The following is a 19,962-nucleotide window of genomic DNA, read 5'->3' as shown; positions in this document are numbered from 1 at the left end:
CGAATCGGGTCTCAGGCCGAAGGAGAAGACCCCATGCCCGAAGGAGACACCGTCTGGCGCACCGCGCGGGATCTGCACCAGGCCCTGGCAGGCGAGCCGCTGACCCGCTGCGACCTGCGCGTTCCCAAGCTCGCCACCGCCGACCTCAGCGGCCGCACGGTGACCGAGGTGATCCCGCGCGGCAAGCACCTGCTCACCCGCGTCGAGGGCGGCCTGACCCTCCACTCCCATCTCGGTATGGACGGTTCCTGGCGCATCGACGCCCCCGGCGGGCTACGGCGGGGCGGCCAGGGCCCGGACCACCAGGTCCGTGCCGTCCTCGCCAACACCGGCCACACCGCCGTCGGCTACCGCCTCCTGGCCCTGGACCTGCTGCGCACCACCGACGAGGCCACCGTCGTCGGCCACCTCGGCCCCGACCTGCTGGGCCCCGACTGGGACGCGCACAAGGCCGTGCGCCGTCTGCTCGCCGACCCCGGCCGCACCATCGGCGAGGCCGTCCTGGACCAGCGCAACCTCGCCGGGATCGGCAATGTCTACAAGTCCGAGCTGTGCTTCCTGCTGCGCGTCACCCCCTGGCTGCCGGTCGCCTCGCTCCCCGATCCCGCGCGCCTGGTGACCCTCGCCAAGAAGCTCCTGGAGGTCAACAAGTCACGCCCGGCCCGGATCACCACCGCCGACGTCCGTCCCGACCGCAGGCTGTGGGTGTACGGGCGCGCCGAGCGCCCCTGCCGCCGCTGCGGCACCCCCGTCCTCGTCGCCGACCAGGGTCCGGCCGGGCAGGAGCGCACGACCTACTGGTGCCCCCACTGCCAGACGGGCCCCACGCCGCCCGCCACCTGACCGGCCCGCCTCCGCTGGGCCGAACAGGTGAGCGCCCGCCCAGGCGCGCGCCCGTCCGGACGTCCGCCCGCGCGCCGCCTGGCCCCTCAGGGCTCCCCGGCCCCCGGCCCCCCGCCGCGCGGGCCCGGCCGCCGGCGCTCCCTGCGGGGTGTGCAGTGCACCGGCAGCAGGCTCAGCCCCCACCCTCCGGTCGCGATCAGAGCCTCGGCCAGCCCTGTCCGTCCCGGCTGCGTCAGCAGCCGGAAGACGGCCCAGCACCACAGGCCGCCCAGAGCGACCCCGAGCAGCCAGAAGCCCGGCCCGCGGGAGGGCCTTCGGTGACGCCGGACGTTCCGCCGGACCATGACGTCGCCTCCTCAGCCGCCCGGTTCCCCGCGCAGCCGGACCAGTTCCCGCTCCAGCTCGTCGATGGCACGGTCGCGCCGGTGCAGCTCGACGACCACGCGCTGCTCACCGTCCCGCACGCCCTCCTGGTAGACCGTCCGCACGAAGGCTCCCGCGGTCGCCTGGTCGAGTTCGGAGACCACCATCAGCTCACGCGTGAAGCGGATCACCGGGTGCTCGCTCATGAGTGTGCCGCTCAGGCGTTCTCGGCCTGGAACATCCAGTGGTGTTTCTCGAGGTCGCCGGTGAGGCCGATGAGGATGTCCTGGGTGACGGGGTCCGGCTCGGCGGTGGCCTGGATCCGCTCGCGCATCCGCGTGATCACGGCACCCAGTGCCGCCACGAGGGTCCGCACCGCCTCGGTGTCCTTGATCCACCCGCCCCCGACGGGGTCGATGCCGCTGGTCTTCGCCACGGTCTCGGCCCGCCCGTCCGGGGCGATGCCCAGGGCCGAGGCCCGCTCGGCGACGGTGTCCCCGTGCAGGCGCGCACTCGCGACGACCTCGTCGAGCTGCAGGTGCACCGAGCGGAAGCGGGGGCCCACGATGTTCCAGTGGACCTGTTTGGCCACGAGCGCGAGGTCGACGAGGTCGACGAGCGCGCCCTGCAGGGCATCGCCGACGACCTTGCGGTCCTGATCGGACAGGGGGCTCTTGACGACGGACATCGCTTCCTCCTTTTCGGCCGGCCAGGCGTGTGGAGACCCGGTTCTTTCACCATGACCCAGTTTTCGCCGCACGGCACAGCGACGTTCGCCGCGCGGCACGGCGAACGACGAACGCCCGAAGGCTGATGGCCGGACAGACGAAGGCTGCCGACTGGACCGGCGAGTGGCCGGATACGCGAAAGCCCCGGCCGGAATCCTCCGGCCGGGGCCTCACACGTGAAACAGATGCCGTCCAGGCTCTCGCCCGGATCAGGCCGCGACCACGTCCACGGCCTCCGCGGGGGCCTTGATGGTCACGCGCTCCCCCGGAACGCCCGTCACGGACGTCACGGACACCGAATTGAACATCGGCCGCATCGGCGCGGGTACCGGCTCGCTCGCCGCCGCCGACTGCGCCAGCTCGGCGAGCGACAGCTCGTCACTCACCTCGCGCATGACCTCGGACATCCGTACGTCCAGAGCGTCGCAGATTGCGGAGAGAAGCTCGGAGGACGCCTCTTTCTGCCCGCGCTCGACCTCGGAGAGATATCCGAGCGAGACCCGGGCGGACGAGGAGACCTCGCGCAGAGTGCGGCCCTGGCGTTGGCGCTGCCGACGCAGCACGTCACCCAGCAGGCGACGGAGCAGAATCATCGGTGGCTCCCTCCTTGGACCGCGAATCCGGTTCCTTCAAGCCCCACCGTACCGCCTCGGGGTGCGGCCGTGCGGGGAGCTATGTCGTGTTCACTCAGGGCTGCAAACATCAATTCCCCCCGTTGTGTTCCGTATCCTTTGCCCCCGCGTTCCCCACGCGTCCCCCTGCGAGTTCCCGCAGCAGCAGCACGAGGACCGCGCGTACGCTCTCCGCCCGGATCTCCGCGCGGCCGCCGTCCAGCGACAGCTGCCGTACCGCGCCGGGCCCTTGCGGGCCCGCCACCGCGACGAAGACCGTGCCGACGTCCTTGCCGTCCTGGGGTTCCGGCCCGGCGACCCCGGTCGTCGCGACGCCCCAGTCCGCGCCCAGCAGGGCCCGTACGCCCCGCGCCATCTGCCGGGCCACCTCGGCGTCGACGGCCCCGCGCTCGGCGAGCAGCGTCCCGTCCACGCCCAGCACATCGCGCTTGACCTCGCCGGCGTAGGCCGTGACCGATCCGCGCACGCTGCGGGAGGCTCCCGGCACCGCGGTCAGTTCCGCGGCCACCAGGCCGCCCGTCAGCGATTCCGCGGCCGCCACGGTCTGGCCGTGCGCCACCAGCACCGCGAGCACCTCCGCGGCACCGCCGCCGTCCGCCGCACTCACCGTGCCGGCCCTCCGGTCCTGCGCCCGGCCCGGCGCAGCACGACGGCCTGCTTGATGTAGTCGAGGCCAGTGACGACCGTCAACGCGACAGCCACGGCCATCACCCAGAAGCGCAGCGTGGCCAGCGGCCCGGTCAGCGCGAGGATGTACATGCCCACGCCGACGCCCTGGGCGAGCGTCTTCATCTTGCCGCCCCGGCTGGCCGGGATGACGCCGTGCCGGATGACCCAGAACCGCATCAGCGTGATGCCGATCTCGCGCAGCAGGATCACGCCGGTGACCCACCACGGGAGGTCGTCCAGGACGGAGAGGCAGATCAGCGCCGCCCCCATGATCGCCTTGTCCGCGATCGGGTCGGCGATCTTGCCGAAGTCCGTGACCAGGTTGTACGCCCGCGCCAGATGACCGTCGAAGAGATCGGTGATCATGGCGACGGCGAAGGCGGCCCAGGCGAAGGAGCGCCAGGCCGGGTCGTCGCCGCCGTTGTGCATCATCAACAAGACGAACCCGGGCACAAGGAGCAGGCGCACCATGGTGAGGATGTTGGCGATGTTCCACAACCCGGCCGGCCGCACGCCCGTCGTGGGTGCCGGGCCTCCTGCGGCGGAGGCCGGGAGTCCGCTCATCTGCCCGCCTCCTCGGTACACCCGCCCTCGATCCCGAGCGGCTCGGCGATGAGGTCCACGCCCTCGCTCGCCACCACCTTGGCCACGACCATGCGGCCGGGAGCGGGCTCGTCGTCCATGGTGAGCAGCACCTGGCCGTCGGTCTCGGGCGCCTGGTGTGCCGCGCGGCCGATGACTCCGTCCTCGTCGTCCACCCGGTCGACGAGTACTTCGATCGTCTCACCGATCCGCTCCTCCGCGCGCTGCGCGGTGAGCTCCTCGGCCAGCCGGGAGATGTGCGCCAGCCGCTCGGCGACGACCTCGGGGGCGAGCTTGTCCTCGTAGGTAGCCGCCTCGGTGCCGTCCTCGTCGGAGTAGCCGAAGACGCCGATGGCGTCCAGGCGCGCTCCCACCAGGAATCGCTCCAGCTCGGCGAGGTCCTCCTCGGTCTCTCCGGGGAAGCCGACGATGAAGTTGGAGCGGGCGCCGGCCTGCGGCGCCTTGCCGCGGATGGTCTCCAGGAGCTCCAGGAACCGGTCGGTGTCACCGAAGCGGCGCATCGCCCGCAGCACGCCGGGCGCGGAGTGCTGGAAGGACAGGTCGAAGTAGGGGGCGACCTTGTCCGTCGAGGTCAGGACGTCGATGAGGCCGGGCCGCATCTCGGCGGGCTGCAGGTAGCTGACCCGGATGCGCTCCAGGCCGTCGACCGCCGCCAGCTCCGGCAGCAGCGTCTCCAGCAGCCGGATGTCGCCGAGGTCCTTGCCGTAGGAGGTGTTGTTCTCGGAGACCAGCATGATCTCCTTGACGCCCTGCTCGGCGAGCCAGCGCGTCTCGCCCAGCACGTCGGAGGGGCGGCGGGAGATGAAGGAGCCGCGGAAGGAGGGGATGGCGCAGAAGGAGCAGCGCCGGTCGCAGCCGGAGGCGAGCTTCACGGAGGCGACGGGGCTGGACTCGAGCCTGCGGCGCAGCGGCGCCCGCGGCCCGGAGGCCGGGGCCACACCCTCGGGCAGGTCCGCCGGAGGGGCCGCGGGCTCCTCGGGGGCGGTCTGCGCGTGGCCGGGCAGGGCGACCGTGCCGGCGTCCCCCGCGCCCTGCCGCTCGGCGGGGCTGATCGGCAGCAGCTTGCGCCGGTCGCGCGGGGTGTGGGAGGCGTGGACGCCGCCGGAGAGGATGGTCTGCAGGCGGTCGGAGATGTTCGCGTAGTCGTCGAAGCCGAGCACGCCGTCGGCCTCGGGCAGCGCCTCGGCGAGCTCCTTGCCGTAGCGCTCGGCCATGCAGCCGACGGCCACGACGGCCTGGGTGCGGCCATGGTCCTTGAGGTCGTTGGCCTCGAGGAGGGCGTCGACGGAGTCCTTCTTCGCGGCTTCGACGAAGCCACAGGTGTTGACGACGGCCACATCGGCGTCGGCGGCGTCCTCGACGAGGTCCCAGCCGTCCGCCGCCAAGCGGCCTGCCAGCTCCTCCGAGTCCACCTCGTTACGGGCGCAGCCAAGTGTGACAAGAGCGACGGTACGGCGTTCGGGCATAGGGCTCAGCCTACTTTGTCCCGGCGCCGCATCCGCTGCCGAGTGGCCGACGGGCGCGGAGAGCCTGATCACCCACTGGCTCTCCGCGCCCGTCGGCGCCCCGGTATGTGCCGCGACCGGCCCGCCACCGGCCCGCGGTCCGCCCGCGGTCAGCCCGCCGAGGGGTCGCCCCGGGTGTAGCTCAGCCGCTGAACCTGCCCGTCGTCGCCCAGGTTCTTGACCTCCTTGCCGTTCACGAACAGCTGTACGGCCCCGGCGTTGCCCAGCACCAGGTCGATCCGCTTGCTGTCGGTGAAGGTCTTGGAGGCGCCCCGCTTGAGCACCCCCTCCTCGATCAGCTTGCCGTTGTGGTCCTTGGCCGACATCCAGGTCTGGCCGTTCTCGGCGGTGAGCTTGACAGTGACCTTGTTGGCCGGGACGCCGGCGATGGCGCTGGCGGACGCCTCCGCCTTGGGGTCGGCCTTGGGCTCCGCCTTGGGGTCGGCCTTCCCCTTCCCCGAGCCGCTCTTGGCGCTGGGCGCCGCGGACGGCTTGCTGGAGGCCGGGTCGGCCGAGACGGATCCGCTCTGGGCCCCGCCGTTGAAGAGCGTGAACCCCACGAACCCGACGACGGCGACGATGGCGGCGACCATCGCGGCCGTCCAGTTGGGCCGCCGGGGCTCGGGGCGGATCCGTTCGGCCTCGAAGATCGGCGCCGCCGGGGTGGGCGAGGGGCGGCCTCCGTGCTCGGCGTCGTACTGCGCGACGAGCGGGGCGGGATCGACGCCGACGGCCCGCGCCAGCGTACGGATATGTCCTCTGGCGTAGACGCGTCCACCGCAGCGGGTGAAATCGTCCTGTTCGATCGCGTGAACGATCGGAACGCGTACACGAGTGGTCGAACTGACCTCGTCCACGGTCAGTCCGGCATTGATACGGGCTTGCTGGAGGGATCGTCCGACGGAGGCCCGGTCATCCTCTTCCGAAGGGAGTTCCGAAGAGCTGCCGACATCCTCTGGCTCTGGAGAGTTGCCGATGGACACGTGGGCGCCTTTCGAGCGTGCAGCCACCTGCTGGAGATTCAGTCTAGGGGGGATGCGAAACGGTCGGGCAAGCGGGAAGCCGGACTTTGTAGGCCATCAGAATGCTCTGGCGTAACGGCAGTGGCACATCGCCCCTCCCCCCTCGCTTCAACTCTGCTCATGCCCGAGAGAAACGGTTGGTCAGGGATCTTTTGCGGTGGCTACGAAGCGTCCCCACGGATGACCGCCAGAACCCCGTCCAGTTCGTCGGGCTTGACCAGCACGTCACGAGCCTTGGAGCCCTCGCTGGGCCCCACGATGCCGCGCGACTCCATCAGATCCATGAGCCTGCCCGCCTTGGCGAATCCCACACGCAATTTCCGCTGCAACATCGAGGTGGAGCCGAACTGCGTGGAGACGACCAGCTCGGCGGCCTGGCACAGCAGGTCGAGGTCGTCCCCGATGTCCTCGTCGATCTCCTTCTTCTTCGCCGTGCCCACGGTGACGTCGTCGCGGAAGACCGGCGCCATCTGGTCCTTGCAGTGCTGGACGACGGCCGCGACCTCGGCCTCCGTGACGAACGCGCCCTGCATCCGGACGGGCTTGTTCGCCCCCATCGGCAGGAAGAGCCCGTCGCCCTTGCCGATGAGCTTCTCGGCGCCCGGCTGGTCGAGGATGACCCGGCTGTCGGCGAGCGAGGAGGTGGCGAAGGCGAGCCGGGAGGGCACGTTCGCCTTGATGAGACCGGTGACGACGTCGACGGACGGCCGCTGGGTGGCGAGCACCAGGTGGATGCCGGCGGCACGGGCGAGCTGGGTGATGCGCACGATCGAGTCCTCGACGTCGCGCGGCGCCACCATCATCAGGTCGGCGAGCTCGTCCACGATGACCAGCAGGTACGGGTACGGCGTCAGCTCGCGCCCGCTGCCCTCAGGCGGCGTGACCTTCCCGGCGCGCACGGCGGCGTTGAAGTCGTCGATGTGCCGGAAGCCGTAGGCGGCCAGGTCGTCGTAGCGCAGGTCCATCTCGCGCACGACCCACTGCAGGGCCTCGGCGGCCCGCTTGGGGTTGGTGATGATCGGCGTGATCAGGTGCGGGATGCCCTCGTAGGCGGTCAGCTCGACGCGCTTGGGGTCGACCAGCACCATCCGCACGTCCTCGGGGGTGGCACGCACCATCAGCGAGGTGATCAGGCAGTTGATGCACGACGACTTGCCGGAACCGGTGGCGCCGGCCACCAGGATGTGCGGCATCTTCGTCAGGTTGGCCATCACATAGCCGCCCTCGACGTCCTTGCCGAGCGCGACGAGCATGGGGTGCTCGTCACCGGCGGCGTCCGCCAGTCGCAGCACGTCGCCGAGGTTGACCATCTCCCGGTCGGTGTTGGGGATCTCGATGCCGACGGCCGACTTGCCCGGGATGGGGCTGATGATGCGTACGTCCGGGCTGGCGACGGCGTAGGCGATGTTCTTGGTGAGCGCGGTGATCCGCTCGACCTTGACGGCCGGGCCCAGCTCGACCTCGTAGCGCGTGACGGTCGGGCCCCGGGTGAAGCCGGTGACGGCCGCGTCGACCTTGAACTCCGCGAAGACGTTGGTCAGCGCGGCCACTATGGCGTCGTTGGCGGCGCTGCGGGCCTTGCCCGGACCGCCGCGCTCGAGCAGGTCGAGCGAGGGCAGCGCGTAGGTGATGTCGCCGGAGAGCTGGAGCTGCTCGGCCCGCGCGGGCAGCCCGGCGGGCGGTTCGGGCGCGGGCTTGGTGAGGTCGGGAACGGCCCCGGGGGTACGCTCCGCCGCGGCCGGGGACTTCCGGCCGGCGCCCCGGGCGCCCGCCGGGACGGTCGTGCGCCCGCTGTCCGCGGAGACGCCGCTGCTGAGGTCGGCCACGAGCGGCGAGGGCTGGACGCCGTGCAGCACGGCGCCGTCCAGCGAGGCCGCGGCGGCGGCCGCCAGGTCCACCGCGTCGGGCTCCCGGGCGGCCGGCGGCTCCACGGGCGCACGGCGGGGCGCGCGCCGCCTGCCGAGCTCCTGCTCCTCGGCCTGCTCGGGACCGGCCGACGCGGAGGCCCGCCGGGGACGCCGGGCGGGTGCCGCGTCGCGCCACTCGTCGTCGTAGTCGGCGTAGGCCTCCTCGGCCCGCGGGTCGTACTCCTCGGGGCGCGGTTCGATGACGCCCAGTCGCTCACCGGCCTGCCGGAGCCGCCGGGGGATGGCGTTGACGGGCGTGGCGGTGACCACCAGCAGCCCGAAGACGGTGAGCAGCGCCAGCAGCGGTACGGCCAGCACCTCGCCGACCGCGTACAGCAGCGGCTTGGAGGCGGCCCAGCCGATCAGCCCGCCCGCGTCCTGCAGTGCCTGGGATCCGTCGTCGCGGCCGGGCGATCCGCAGGCCACGTGGACCTGTCCGAGGACGCCGATGACCAGCGCCGACAGGCCGATGACGATGCGTCCGTTGGCCTCGGGCCGCTCGGGATGGCGGAACAGCCGGATCGCGATGATGCCGAGCAGTATCGGCACGACCAGGTCGAGGCGGCCGAAGGCGCCGGTGACCAGCAGTCTTATGAGGTCGCCCACGGGGCCGTCGAGGGTGGACCAGGTGCCGGCGGCGACGACGAGCGCGGCGCCGAGCAGCAGCAGGGCGAGTCCGTCCTTGCGGTGCGCCGGGTCCAGGCCCTTGGCCCCGCGGCCGACGCCGCGGAACAACGCCCCGGCACCGTGTGCCAGGCCCGCTCCCACGCGGCGCGCGCCGCCGGGGGCGCGCTGGGGCGCCGCCTTCGCGGCGGGCTTCCTGGCGGGTGCCTTGCGCGCGGGCGGGCGGCCCGCGGGCTTGGCGGCCGCCTTCTTGGCGGGCACCCGGGCGGGCGACGCCTTCTTGGCAGCGCCCCCGGGACGTCCGGCGCGCTGCTTCGAGTTGCCCGCCGTGCTCTGGGAACCCTTGCCGGACGTACGTGAGGCCATGATGCCGAGGTTACCGGTGTCGGTCGTGCGGTACACGTGCGGCCGGGCGTTCACCCGTTCGTGTCGTGATGCCGTGGTGGCAAGGGTGACACGACGTCAAAGCGCGCGGCCGGAACGGCCGGTCAGTTCGGCGCGGGGAGCGGGCCGGCGGCGCTGCCGGTGCCGGGCTCCAGGGCGTCCAGGGCGCGCCGCAGCCCGGTGAGCTTGCGCTCCAGATGGGCGGCGGTGGCGACCGCGGCGGCGTCGGCGGACTCGTCGAGCTGCTTGGAGAGCGCCTCGGCCTGTTCCTCGACGGCGGCGAGCCGTGCCGAGAGCTCCGCGAGCAGGCTCGCGGGCTCCTGCGGTTCTATCGCCCCGCTCCGGCCGGTCTGGCCGCTCTCCAGCTGCAGCCGCAACAGGGAGGCCTGCTCGCGCAGCTGGCAGTTCTTCATGTACAGCTCGACGAAGACCGAGACCTTGGCGCGCAGCACCCACGGGTCGAAGGGCTTGGAGATGTAGTCCACCGCGCCCGCCGCGTAGCCGCGGAAGGTGTGGTGCGGACCGTGGTTGATGGCGGTGAGGAAGATGATCGGGATGTCCCGGGTCCGCTCCCGCCGCTTGATGTGCGCGGCGGTCTCGAAGCCGTCCATGCCGGGCATCTGAACGTCCAGCAGGATCACCGCGAAGTCGTCCGTCAGCAGCGCCTTGAGCGCTTCCTCCCCTGACGATGCCCGCACCAGTGTCTGATCGAGCGCCGAGAGGATGGCCTCCAGCGCCAGCAGATTTTCCGGCCGGTCATCGACCAGGAGGATCTTGGCCTTCTGCACCATGCCCCGTCCTCCTCGTCCCGGCTTGGGGTCTCCCCAGCTCGAAGAGCCGGGGGAAGTACCGGGCGCCGCCCCAGGGGACGACTCCCTTGCGCCGCCCGTCCTTGTGCCGGTCATGGTAGCCGCACCCCGCCCGTCGCCACACCCTGTCACCGCGATGTCACTGTGCACGTAGCAGAAACGCGGTGGGGGACCAGAAGGTTCCCCGAATACCGCGCTCCCACACGTCGACGGCCACACTCAGTCAGCAGACCGTCAAATAGTGAACGAGATTCCGTCACTCTGCGCGCATCCACTGCTCCATCACCGTCAGAAGATGGTCTGTATCGACTGGTTTGGTGACATAGTCGGAAGCGCCCGCATCGATGCTCTTCTCCCTGTCGCCCTTCATCGCCTTCGCCGTCAGCGCGATGATCGGCAGCCCCGCGAACTGCGGCATCCTGCGGATCGCGGCCGTCGTGGCGTAGCCGTCCATCTCCGGCATCATGATGTCCATCAGGACCACCACCACGTCGTCGTGCTGCTCCAGCACCTCGATCCCCTCGCGCCCGTTCTCCGCGTAGAGCACCGAGAGGCCGTGCTGCTCCAGGACGCTGGTGAGGGCGAAGACGTTGCGGATGTCGTCGTCGACGATCAGCACCTTCTCACCGTGGAACCCACCGCTGAAGCCGACCCCTGCGGCCTCCCCCGCACCGGTGTGCGCACCGGTGAGCCAGGGCTCGTGCGGCGCGGCGGCCGGACGGGCCGTCCGCGCGCCCGGCACCCCCGTCTCCCCGTGCGCGGACCCCGGCACGGCGGACGACGCCTGAGCCGCCGCCTGCCCGGCCGCCTGGGCGGCCCGGCGGCGCCGCAGGAACAGCCCGGCCGCCTGCCGCGCCGGCGAGCTCTCGCCCTCCGGCGCGCCCGCCCCGTGCGGCAGGCTCCCCGCGCCCTCCGACTCCGGCTGCGGGTACCCCTGAGGCGGCAGCTCACCGGGGTTGAGCGGCAGATAGAGGGTGAACGTCGAGCCGCGGCCGGGCTCGCTCGCCGCGTCGATCTCGCCGCCCAGCAGCCGGGCGATCTCCCGGCTGATGGACAGCCCCAGGCCCGTGCCGCCGTACTTGCGGCTGGTGGTGCCGTCGGCCTGCTTGAAGGCCTCGAAGATGACCCGCATCTTGCTGGCCGCGATGCCGATGCCGGTGTCCGTGACGGAGAAGGCGATCATGTCGCCGTCCGCGTCACGCAGCGAGCCGGCCTCCAGCAGCTGCTCCCGGATGCTGTCGGGCACATCGGCGCCCGCCGGACGGATGACCAGCTCGACGGCTCCGGTGTCGGTGAACTTCACCGCGTTCGACAGCAGGTTGCGCAGCACCTGCAGCAGCCGCTGCTCGTCGGTGTGCAGGGTGGCCGGCAGCTCCGGCGAGACCCGTACCGAGAAGTCCAGGCCCTTCTCCGCGGTCAGCGGACGGAAGGTGGCCTCGACGTAGTCGACGAGCTGGACGAGCGCGATCCTGCTGGGGCTGACGTCCATCTTGCCCGCCTCGACCTTCGACAGGTCCAGGATGTCGTTGATCAGCTGCAGCAGGTCCGAACCCGCGCCGTGGATCGTGTCGGCGAACTCCACCTGCTTCGGGGAGAGGTTGCCCTCCGCGTTGTCGGCGAGCAGCTTGGCCAGGATCAGCAGCGAGTTGAGCGGGGTGCGCAGCTCGTGCGACATGTTCGCCAGGAACTCGGACTTGTAGCGCATCGAGACCGCGAGCTGCTCGGCGCGCTCCTCCAGGACCTGCCGCGCCTCCTCGATCTCGGTGTTCTTGACCTCGATGTCGCGGTTCTGCCGGGCCAGCCGGTCGGACTTCTCCTCCAGCTCCGCGTTGGAGATCTCCAGCGCCTTCTGCCGGTTCTCCAACTCGGCGGAGCGCTCGCGCAGTTGCTCGGTCAGCTCCTGCGACTGCTTGAGCAGGACCTCGGTCTTGGTGTTGACGCTGATGGTGTTGACGCTGGTGCCGATCATCTCGGCGATCTGGCTGAGGAAGTCCTTCTGGATCTGCGCGAACGGCTGGAAGGACGCCAGCTCGATCACGCCCAGCACCTGCCCCTCGAACAGCACGGGCAGCACGATGACATGGGCCGGCGGGGCCTCCCCGAGCCCGGAGGCGATCTTCAGATAGCCCGGTGGGACGTTCTCCACCAGGATCGTGCGCTTCTCCTTGGCCGCCGTGCCGATGAGTGACTCACCGGGACGGAACGAGGTGGGCATCGCGCCCATGGAGTAGCCGTAGGAGCCGAGCATCCGCAGCTCGTACGCGTCCTCGTCGCTCTCGCCCTCCTGCGGGCCCACCGGCATCGCCAGGAAGAACGCGCCGTGCTGGGCGGAGACGACCGGAGTGAGCTCGCTCATGATGAGCCCGGCGACGTCCTGCAGGTCGCGGCGGCCCTGCATCAGGCCGGAGATGCGGGCGAGATTGCCCTTGAGCCAGTCCTGCTCCTTGTTGGCCAGCGTGGTCTCGCGCAGGTTGGCGATCATCGTGTTGATGTTGTCCTGGAGCTCCAGGATCTCGCCGGCCGCGTCCACATCGATCTTGAGGTTGAGGTCGCCGCGGGTCACGGCCGTGGCGACCTCGGCAATGGCCCGCACCTGGCGGGTCAGATTGCCCGCCATCTCGTTGACGGACTCGGTCAGGTCGCGCCAGGTGCCGTCCACGTCGCGCACGCGCGCCTGGCCGCCGAGCTGGCCCTCGGTGCCCACCTCGCGGGCGACGCGGGTGACCTGGTCGGCGAAGGAGGACAGCTGGTCGACCATCGTGTTGATGGTGGTCTTCAGCTGCAGGATCTCGCCGCGGGCATCGATGTCGATCTTCTTGGTGAGGTCGCCCTGCGCGATGGCGGTGGTCACCATCGCGATGTTGCGCACCTGGCCCGTCAGGTTGGACGCCATCGAGTTCACCGACTCGGTGAGGTCCTTCCAGGTGCCGCTCACGCCCGGCACCCGCGCCTGGCCGCCCAGGATGCCGTCGGTGCCCACCTCGCGGGCCACGCGCGTGACCTCGTCGGCGAAGGAGGACAGCGTCGTCACCATGGTGTTGACGGTGTCGGCGAGCTGCGCGACCTCGCCGCGCGCCTCGACGGTGACCTTCTTGGTCAGGTCGCCGTTGGCCACCGCGCCCGCCACCTGCGAGATGTTACGGACCTGACTGGTCAGGTTGTTGGCCATCAGGTTGACGTTGTCGCTGAGGTCCTTCCAGATGCCGGTGACGTCCCGTACCCGCGCCTGGCCGCCCAGCTGGCCCTCGGTGCCCACCTCACGGGCGACCCGGGTGACCTGCTCGGCGAAGTCCGACAGCTGGTCGACCATCGTGTTCACCGTGGTGACGAGCTCGAGGATCTCGCCCTTGGCATCGACGGTGATCTTCTTGGAGAGGTCGCCCTTGGCGACCGCCGTCGTCACCTCGGCAATGTTGCGCACCTGCGACGTCAGGTTGTTGGCCATGAAGTTGACCGACTGGGTGAGGTCCTTCCAGGTGCCGGAGACGCCCTGGACCTCCGCCTGGCCGCCCAGCTGGCCCTCCGTGCCCACCTCACGGGCCACCCGCGTGACCTGGTCGGCGAACGACGACAGCTGGTCGACCATCGTGTTGATGGTGTTCTTCAGCTCCAGGATCTCGCCCCGCGCATCGACGTCGATCTTCTGCGAGAGGTCACCGCGCGCCACCGCCGTGGCGACCTGGGCGATGTTGCGGACCTGAGCGGTCAGGTTGCCCGCCATGCCGTTGACCGAGTCGGTGAGGTCACGCCACACGCCCGCCACACCCGGCACCTGGGCCTGGCCGCCGAGCCGGCCGTCGGTGCCGACCTCGCGGGCCACGCGGGTGACCTGCTCGGCGAAGGCGGACAGCTGGTCGACCATCGTGTTGATGGTGTTCTTCAGCTCCAGGATCTCGCCCCGCGCGTCGACGTCGATCTTCTGCGAGAGGTCACCACGAGCCACCGCCGTGGTCACCTGGGCGATCTGCCGCACCTGCGACGTGAGGTTGCCGGCCATGAAGTTGACGGAGTCGGTCAGCTCCTTCCAGGTGCCGCTGACGCCGTCCACCCGGGCCTGGCCGCCGAGCCGGCCCTCCGTGCCCACGTCCCGCGCCATCCGCGTCACCTGGTCGGCGAACGAGGACAGCTGGTCCACCATCGTGTTGACGGTGTTCTTCAACTGCAGCATCTCGCCGGACACATCGACCGTGACCTTCTGCGAGAGGTCGCCGTTGGCGACCGCCGTCGTCACCTGGGCGATGTTGCGGACCTGGCCGGTGAGGTTGCGGAAGGCGGTGTTCACCGAATCGGTGAGGTCCTTCCACGTACCCGCCGCACCCGGCACCGCCGCCTGACCGCCGAGCTCACCCTCGACACCGATCTCCCGTGCCACACGCGTCACTTCGGCGCCGAAGGACTGGAGCTGGTCCACCATCCCGTTGACGGTGTTCTTCAACTCCAGCATCTCGCCGGACACATCGACCGTGACCTTCTGGCCCAGATCGCCGTTCGCGACGGCCGTCGTCACCTGAGCGATGTCCCGCACCTGACCGGTGAGGTTGCGGAAGGCGGTGTTCACCGAATCGGTGAGGTCCTTCCACGTACCCGCCGCACCCGGCACCGCCGCCTGACCGCCCAGCAGCCCCTCGGCACCCACCTCATTGGCCACCCTGGTGACCTCGTCGGCGAAGGTACGCAGCGTCTCCGTCATCTGGTTGATGGTTTCGGCGAGCTGCGCGACCTCGCCGCGCGCGGTCACCGTCACCTTCTGCGACAGGTCACCGTTCGCGACGGCCGTCGTCACCTGCGCGATGCCGCGCACCTGGGCCGTCAGGTTGCCGGCCATCAGGTTCACCGAATCGGTGAGGTCCTTCCAGACCCCGGCGACCCCCGGCACCTGCGCCTGGCCGCCCAGCTCGCCCTCCGTACCCACCTCACGCGCCACCCGGGTGACCTCGGAGGCGAAGGAGGAGAGCTGGTCCACCATCGTATTGACGGTGTTCTTCAGCTCCAGCATCTCCCCGGCCACATGAACGGTGACCTTGCGGGAGAGGTCGCCCTTGGCGACTGCCGTCGTCACCAGGGCGATATCACGCACCTGGGCGGTCAGCCGGGACGCCATCGTGTTGACGGAGTCCGTGAGGTCCTTCCAGGAACCGGACATTCCGCGCACCCGGGCCTGGCCGCCGAGCTTGCCCTCGGTACCCACCTCGCTGGCCACCCGCGTCACCTCGTCGGTGAACGCCGACAGCTGGTCCACCAGACCGTTGACGGTCCGCCCGACCTTCAGGAACTCGCCCCGCAGCGGATGCGCCGCGCCGTCCGCGCCCTGCGAGCGCAGGTCCATCCGCTGCTCCAGGTCGCCCTCGGCCACCGCCGACAGCACCCGGCCCACCTCGGAGACGGGCCGCACCAGGTCGTCCACCAGCGCGTTCGACGCGTCGATCGCCGCCGCCCAGGCACCCTCGCAGGCCCCGAGCTCCAGGCGCTCCGTGAGCTTGCCCTCACGGCCCACGACCCGCCGCACCCTGGCCAGCTCACCGGTGAGCTGCAGATTGCGGTCCGCCACCTCGTTGAAGACGGCGGCGACCTCGGCCATCACCCCGTCACCGGAGACCGTCAGCCGCTTGCGGAAGTTCCCGTCCCGCATCGCCTCGAGGGCCGACAGCAACCGGTGCAGGGCCGCCGTGTCCACCTCGGTCGTGCCGTTGGGCCGGGACCGTCCGCCCTTCGCGCGCGTGCTTGCGCCCCGCGCCGCTGCGCCAGACTCCACCGTGTCCCTCCCGCTGGGTCGATCATCCTCGTCGGGCTTCCGCTTCGAGCTTTCCCAGTGTTTCACCCCGGCCCAACCAGGCCATAACAGTCGGCAGCATCGCACACGGTCCACCGGCACCCCGCAAGGTGGAATCCCTGTGCACCGCCATCCGCGTTCACGGCGGAGGTAAGTAACCTGGCATCCGTCCGGGGCAATGGAGGGGCGCTGCACATGGGTGAGCAGATCGCCGAGACGTACACGAGGAGACCTGTGATCACCGCGCGGGCAGCCGCCACCTTCGAGCCGGTCGGACGCTCGGTCGCCGCCGCCCGGACCTTCGTCCGGGACACCCTCCAGGGCTGGGGCTTCCCCGACATCATCGACGATGCCGTCGTCCTGACCAGCGAGCTCGTCACCAATGCCGTCGTCCACGCGGGCACTCATGCAGACGTGCTGTGCGTACGTATGAACACCGGCGTACGCGTGGAGGTTGCGGACCGCTACCCCGAGCGTGAAGTTCCGCTCCAGGACCCCGCCCGCCAGTTCGGCGGCCTCGACCGCGAGGGCGGCCGCGGCCTGCTGCTGTGCGCCGCGATCGCCTCCCGCTGGGGCGTCGAGTACAGCGCCACCGCCAAGACCGTGTGGTTCCGCCTCGACCTGCCCGACCGCCCCGCCGGCACCCGCTCCGCGGGCCCCGCCCTGCCCGCCGAGGCCCTGCCGGTCGCCGACGCCCGCGTCCGCGTCGCCGTCGTCCAGATCGACCGCACCGGCGCCATCACCGCCTGGAACGACGACGCCCACGAACTCTTCGGCTTCACCGCCGACAAGATCCTCGGCAAGCCGCTCACCGACCTCGCCGCCTGGCCCCACACCCCCGGCACCTCCACCGGCATCGCCGAGGCCCTGCGCCTGTCCCGCTGGGAGGGCTCCTACGGCATAAGGGGCGCCGACGGCCGCGTCCTCCCCGTCTACGCCTCCCACCTGCGCGTCCGCGACAACGCCGGCGCCCCCTCGACCGTCTGCCTGCTGGTGCGCGACGAGGAGCGCGCCGTCCTGCAGAGCCCGCCGCGCTCCGCGGCCGGCGACACGGCCACCGGCGAGCGGGGCACCGCCACCGACCCCTTCGAGGTCTTCATCGGTTCCCCCGCCCCCGACGACCTCGACGGACTGCTCCAGCGCACCGTCGAACGCGCCCGCGACATGCTGGACGGCGATTCCGCCTACCTGCTGCTCGCCACCGACGACGAGACCGAACTGGAGGTCCGCGCCTCCACCGGCCTGCCCTCCACCCGCCAGCGCTTCGCGCGCGTGCCCGTCGAGGCGGGCACCGGCCGCTACGGTTCCGCCCGCATGCCGGCCGTCCACGACGACCTCGCCGCCGTCCCCGGCGCCGTCCCCCTCCTCACCGACACCGGCATGCGCTCGGTCGTCACCGTCCCCCTCAAGGTAGAGGGCCGCCTCACCGGCTCCCTCGGCGTCGCGGCCGAAGCCCCCCGGCGCTACGGCAACGAGGAGGCACTGCGCCTGCAGTTCGCCGCCGACCGCATCGCCCTGGCCGTCGAATCCGCCCGCCTCGGCGAACTGGAACGGCTGCGCCGCGGCTCCCTCTCCTTCCTGGTCGAGGCCTCCGACCTGCTCGCCGGCACCCTCGACCGCGACCAGACGCTGGCCCTGATGGCCCAGATGACCGTCCCCACCCTCGCCGCCTGGTGCGCCGTCTACACCATCGCCGACCAGTCCTCCGAACCCGAGCTCTCCTACGTCCTCCACGAGGACGAGGACCGCATCGACGGCCTCAAGGCCCTGCTGTCCAAGGTGTCCCCGCCCGACCCGGTCCCCACCCCCGGCGCACGCGTCTGGTCCGCACCCACCGAAGCCGCCCACTCCGCCGCCCTGCGCACCTCCCTGCGCAGCCTCGGCCTCGCCGACACCACCGGACACCTGCCGGGCCTCGGCACCTCACTGGCCACGGCGGCGGCCGTCGGCGGAGAGACGGTCGTCCTGCCGCTCGTCGCCCGCAACCGCGTCATCGGCATGCTCACCCTCGGCAAGCCCACCGACGACCACTTCCGCCAGGAGATCCTCGAGCTCGCGGAGGACCTCTCCCGTCGGGCGGCGCTGGCACTGGACAACGCGCGCCTCTACAGCGAACGCACGGCCATCAGCCAGAGCCTCCAGCGCAGCCTCCTCCCGCCCGAGCTGCCGGACGTCCCCGGCGTGGAGGTCGAGGTCATCTACCGCGCGGCGGGCGAGGGCAACGAGGTCGGCGGCGACTTCTACGACCTCTTCCCCATCCGCGACGGCGCGTACGGCTTCGCCATCGGCGACGTCTGCGGCACGGGCCCGGAAGCCGCCGCCGTCACCGGCCTCGCCCGGCACGCCCTGCGCCTGCTGGCCCGCGAGGGCTTCGGCGGCCCCGCGGTGCTGCAGCGGCTCAACGCGGCCATCCTCGACGAGGGCGCCCGCAGCCGCTTCCTCACCCTCCTCTACGGCGAGCTGTGGCCGCAGCACGACGGCAGCGCACAGCTGAAGGTCGTCTGCGCGGGCCACCCCCTGCCCCTGCGCCTGCGCCAGGACGGGACGGTGAAGCCGGCGGCCGACCCCCAGCCGCTGCTGGGTGTCATGGAGGACCTCGAGCTGTACGAGCAGACGGTCACCCTCGACCCGGGTGATGTGCTGCTGTGCGTCACGGACGGCGTCACCGAACGCCGCGAGGGCACCCGCATGCTCGGCGACGACGGCCTGACGGACGTCCTGACCACCTGTACGGGCCTCACGGCGGGCGCGGTCGCAGCCAGGATCCTGCGCGCGGTCGAACGTTTCGCCGCCGAGCCGGCCTCGGACGACATGGCCATCCTCGCGATGCGGGTGCCGGAGCGTCAGGAGTAGCGGCAGGAGCGACGACAGCAAGAAGGCCCCCGCCGAATGGCGGGGGCCTTCTTTTTATGGAGCCCCAAAACGGAATCGAACCGTTGACCTTCTCCTTACCATGGAGACGCTCTGCCGACTGAGCTATTGGGGCCGGCAACGAGATAAAGCATACCCCATGTTCGTACGGGCTTTTGACCGCTAGGCGGCGGCCAGCGGAACCAGACCGCCGAGCCCGTTGCACACCGACACCAGCCGCTGCAGCTCCCGCCGCGTCATTTCCTCTTCGACGGGCAGAGCAAGGCATTCGTCGGCGGCACGCTCGGTCTCGGGCAGCCACAACTCCCGCCGGAACGACGGCATTCGGTGGACGGGCGTCTGAACGGGCACCCGGCACCGCACACCGCGAGCACGCAGGGCACGGGCGAAGGCGTCCCGGTCGGGCCGGCCGTTGCCGGGAACGCGGACGACGTAGGAGTCGTAGCGATGCACGACGCCGGGTGCGGTGACGGGCGTGACGACGCCGGTGAGACGGGAGGTGAGGTACGCGGCGTTGGCCTGCCGCGGGGAGGAACCGCCGCGCTCCTCCGTATGGTCGACATGCTCGACGAGAAGCAGGCCACGTTCTGCGGCGACAAGCCGCAGGGCCATCAGGTCGGCCGGGTGACCGAAGAGATGTACGGGCACGATGGCGGCGGTACGGGGCGTCACCGCGCGGGCCACCGCGGCCGGGTCGAGGCAGAAACTGCCGGGATCGATGTCCGCGAAAAGCGGTAGCGCACCGATGCTCCGTACGGCCTCGGCGGCCTCGGCAGTCGCATACGACGGCACGACGACCTCGTCCCCGAACCCCACGCCGGCGGCCGCCAGCTGCTCTGCTGTCCCCATGCCGCGGATGCTGCCCACACGACGTTAACGCGACATGACGCCGCACAGCTCATCGTGAAAACAAAAAAGCTCTGACGCGTGAACCGAAGTCCACACATCAGAGCTTTTTTGAATAATTGTTCGGCGGCGTCCTACTCTCCCACAGGGTCCCCCCTGCAGTACCATCGGCGCTGAAAGGCTTAGCTTCCGGGTTCGGAATGTAACCGGGCGTTTCCCTAACGCTATGACCACCGAAACACTATGAAGATATACAACCCGGCATGTACACAGGTCGTTACTTCAGAACCTACACAGTGGACGCGAGCAACTGAGGACAAGCCCTCGGCCTATTAGTACCAGTCAGCTCCAACCGTTACCGGTCTTCCACACCTGGCCTATCAACC

At 70.9% G+C, this 19,962-nt stretch carries 14 protein-coding genes, 1 tRNA gene and 1 rRNA gene; 2 read left to right on the top strand and 14 right to left on the bottom strand.

All coding sequences use genetic code 11. The features are described 5' to 3' along the window. Positions 1–33 precede the first annotated feature (33 nt). Positions 34–843: a DNA-formamidopyrimidine glycosylase family protein gene (locus ACIG36_RS08435; RefSeq protein ID WP_399924079.1), complete on the top strand. Its 810-nt coding sequence runs from the start codon at positions 34–36 to the stop codon at positions 841–843. Positions 844–929: 86 nt separating this feature from the next. On the opposite strand, the gene ACIG36_RS08430 is transcribed toward ACIG36_RS08435, so the two are convergent. The 11 genes from ACIG36_RS08430 to ACIG36_RS08380 all read right to left on the bottom strand — a co-directional run bounded on the left by ACIG36_RS08430 (position 930) and on the right by ACIG36_RS08380 (position 15,841). Further along, positions 930–1,187, bottom strand: coding sequence for a hypothetical protein (locus tag ACIG36_RS08430; protein ID WP_399924076.1), 258 nt, complete (start codon positions 1,185–1,187; stop codon positions 930–932). Positions 1,188–1,199: 12 nt separating this feature from the next. Continuing rightward, positions 1,200–1,412 carry a hypothetical protein gene (locus tag ACIG36_RS08425; protein ID WP_399924073.1) on the bottom strand — a complete coding sequence of 71 codons (213 nt, stop codon included), beginning with the start codon at positions 1,410–1,412 and terminating at the stop codon, positions 1,200–1,202. 11 nt (positions 1,413–1,423) lie between these two features. Further along, positions 1,424–1,894 carry a Dps family protein gene (locus ACIG36_RS08420; protein WP_399924070.1) on the bottom strand — a complete coding sequence of 157 codons (471 nt, stop codon included), beginning with the start codon at positions 1,892–1,894 and terminating at the stop codon, positions 1,424–1,426. Between the two features lie 249 nt (positions 1,895–2,143). After that, the gene (locus ACIG36_RS08415) at positions 2,144–2,527 is read right to left on the bottom strand and encodes a helix-turn-helix domain-containing protein (RefSeq protein ID WP_086566431.1); all 384 of its coding nucleotides are present in this window, start codon (positions 2,525–2,527) and stop codon (positions 2,144–2,146) included. A 109-nt stretch (positions 2,528–2,636) separates the two neighbouring features. After that, a complete protein-coding gene (locus ACIG36_RS08410; RefSeq protein ID WP_399924067.1) occupies positions 2,637–3,173 on the bottom strand; it encodes a CinA family protein in 537 nt (178 codons plus the stop codon). Then, a complete protein-coding gene (gene pgsA / locus ACIG36_RS08405; RefSeq protein ID WP_399924064.1) occupies positions 3,170–3,799 on the bottom strand; it encodes a CDP-diacylglycerol--glycerol-3-phosphate 3-phosphatidyltransferase in 630 nt (209 codons plus the stop codon). The genes ACIG36_RS08410 and pgsA overlap by 4 nt, the downstream gene beginning before the upstream one ends. Next, complete coding sequence (gene rimO / locus ACIG36_RS08400) at positions 3,796–5,304, bottom strand: 30S ribosomal protein S12 methylthiotransferase RimO (protein WP_399924061.1); 1,509 nt, start codon at positions 5,302–5,304, stop codon at positions 3,796–3,798. The genes pgsA and rimO overlap by 4 nt, the downstream gene beginning before the upstream one ends. A gap of 149 nt (positions 5,305–5,453) precedes the next feature. Next, positions 5,454–6,326 carry a helix-turn-helix domain-containing protein gene (locus ACIG36_RS08395; protein ID WP_399924058.1) on the bottom strand — a complete coding sequence of 291 codons (873 nt, stop codon included), beginning with the start codon at positions 6,324–6,326 and terminating at the stop codon, positions 5,454–5,456. 200 nt (positions 6,327–6,526) lie between these two features. Beyond that, complete coding sequence (locus ACIG36_RS08390; protein ID WP_399924056.1) at positions 6,527–9,262, bottom strand: DNA translocase FtsK; 2,736 nt, start codon at positions 9,260–9,262, stop codon at positions 6,527–6,529. Between the two features lie 122 nt (positions 9,263–9,384). After that, entirely contained in the window at positions 9,385–10,071 is a 687-nt protein-coding gene (locus tag ACIG36_RS08385) for a two-component system response regulator (protein ID WP_399924053.1), read from the bottom strand. Positions 10,072–10,345: 274 nt separating this feature from the next. Continuing rightward, complete coding sequence (locus tag ACIG36_RS08380) at positions 10,346–15,841, bottom strand: HAMP domain-containing protein (protein ID WP_399924050.1); 5,496 nt, start codon at positions 15,839–15,841, stop codon at positions 10,346–10,348. 252 nt (positions 15,842–16,093) lie between these two features. Here ACIG36_RS08380 and ACIG36_RS08375 point away from each other — a divergent pair, with 252 nt between their 5' ends. Then, complete coding sequence (locus ACIG36_RS08375; protein WP_399925365.1) at positions 16,094–18,712, top strand: SpoIIE family protein phosphatase; 2,619 nt, start codon at positions 16,094–16,096, stop codon at positions 18,710–18,712. Positions 18,713–18,769: 57 nt separating this feature from the next. Here ACIG36_RS08375 and ACIG36_RS08370 read toward each other — a convergent pair. From ACIG36_RS08370 to rrf, 3 genes are all read right to left on the bottom strand, one after another. After that, positions 18,770–18,845 (bottom strand) — tRNA-Thr (locus ACIG36_RS08370). Positions 18,846–18,892: 47 nt separating this feature from the next. Continuing rightward, positions 18,893–19,579 carry a DegT/DnrJ/EryC1/StrS family aminotransferase gene (locus tag ACIG36_RS08365; RefSeq protein WP_399924047.1) on the bottom strand — a complete coding sequence of 229 codons (687 nt, stop codon included), beginning with the start codon at positions 19,577–19,579 and terminating at the stop codon, positions 18,893–18,895. Positions 19,580–19,697: 118 nt separating this feature from the next. Then, positions 19,698–19,814 (bottom strand): 5S ribosomal RNA (gene rrf / locus ACIG36_RS08360). Positions 19,815–19,962: the final 148 nt, after the last annotated feature.

The organism is Streptomyces sp. NPDC053048, from assembly GCF_044547045.1.
In the GTDB taxonomy this organism is placed as follows: domain Bacteria; phylum Actinomycetota; class Actinomycetes; order Streptomycetales; family Streptomycetaceae; genus Streptomyces.
The sequence above is the reverse complement of the archived record's forward strand: the minus strand, read 5'-3'. Positions and strand labels throughout refer to the sequence as shown.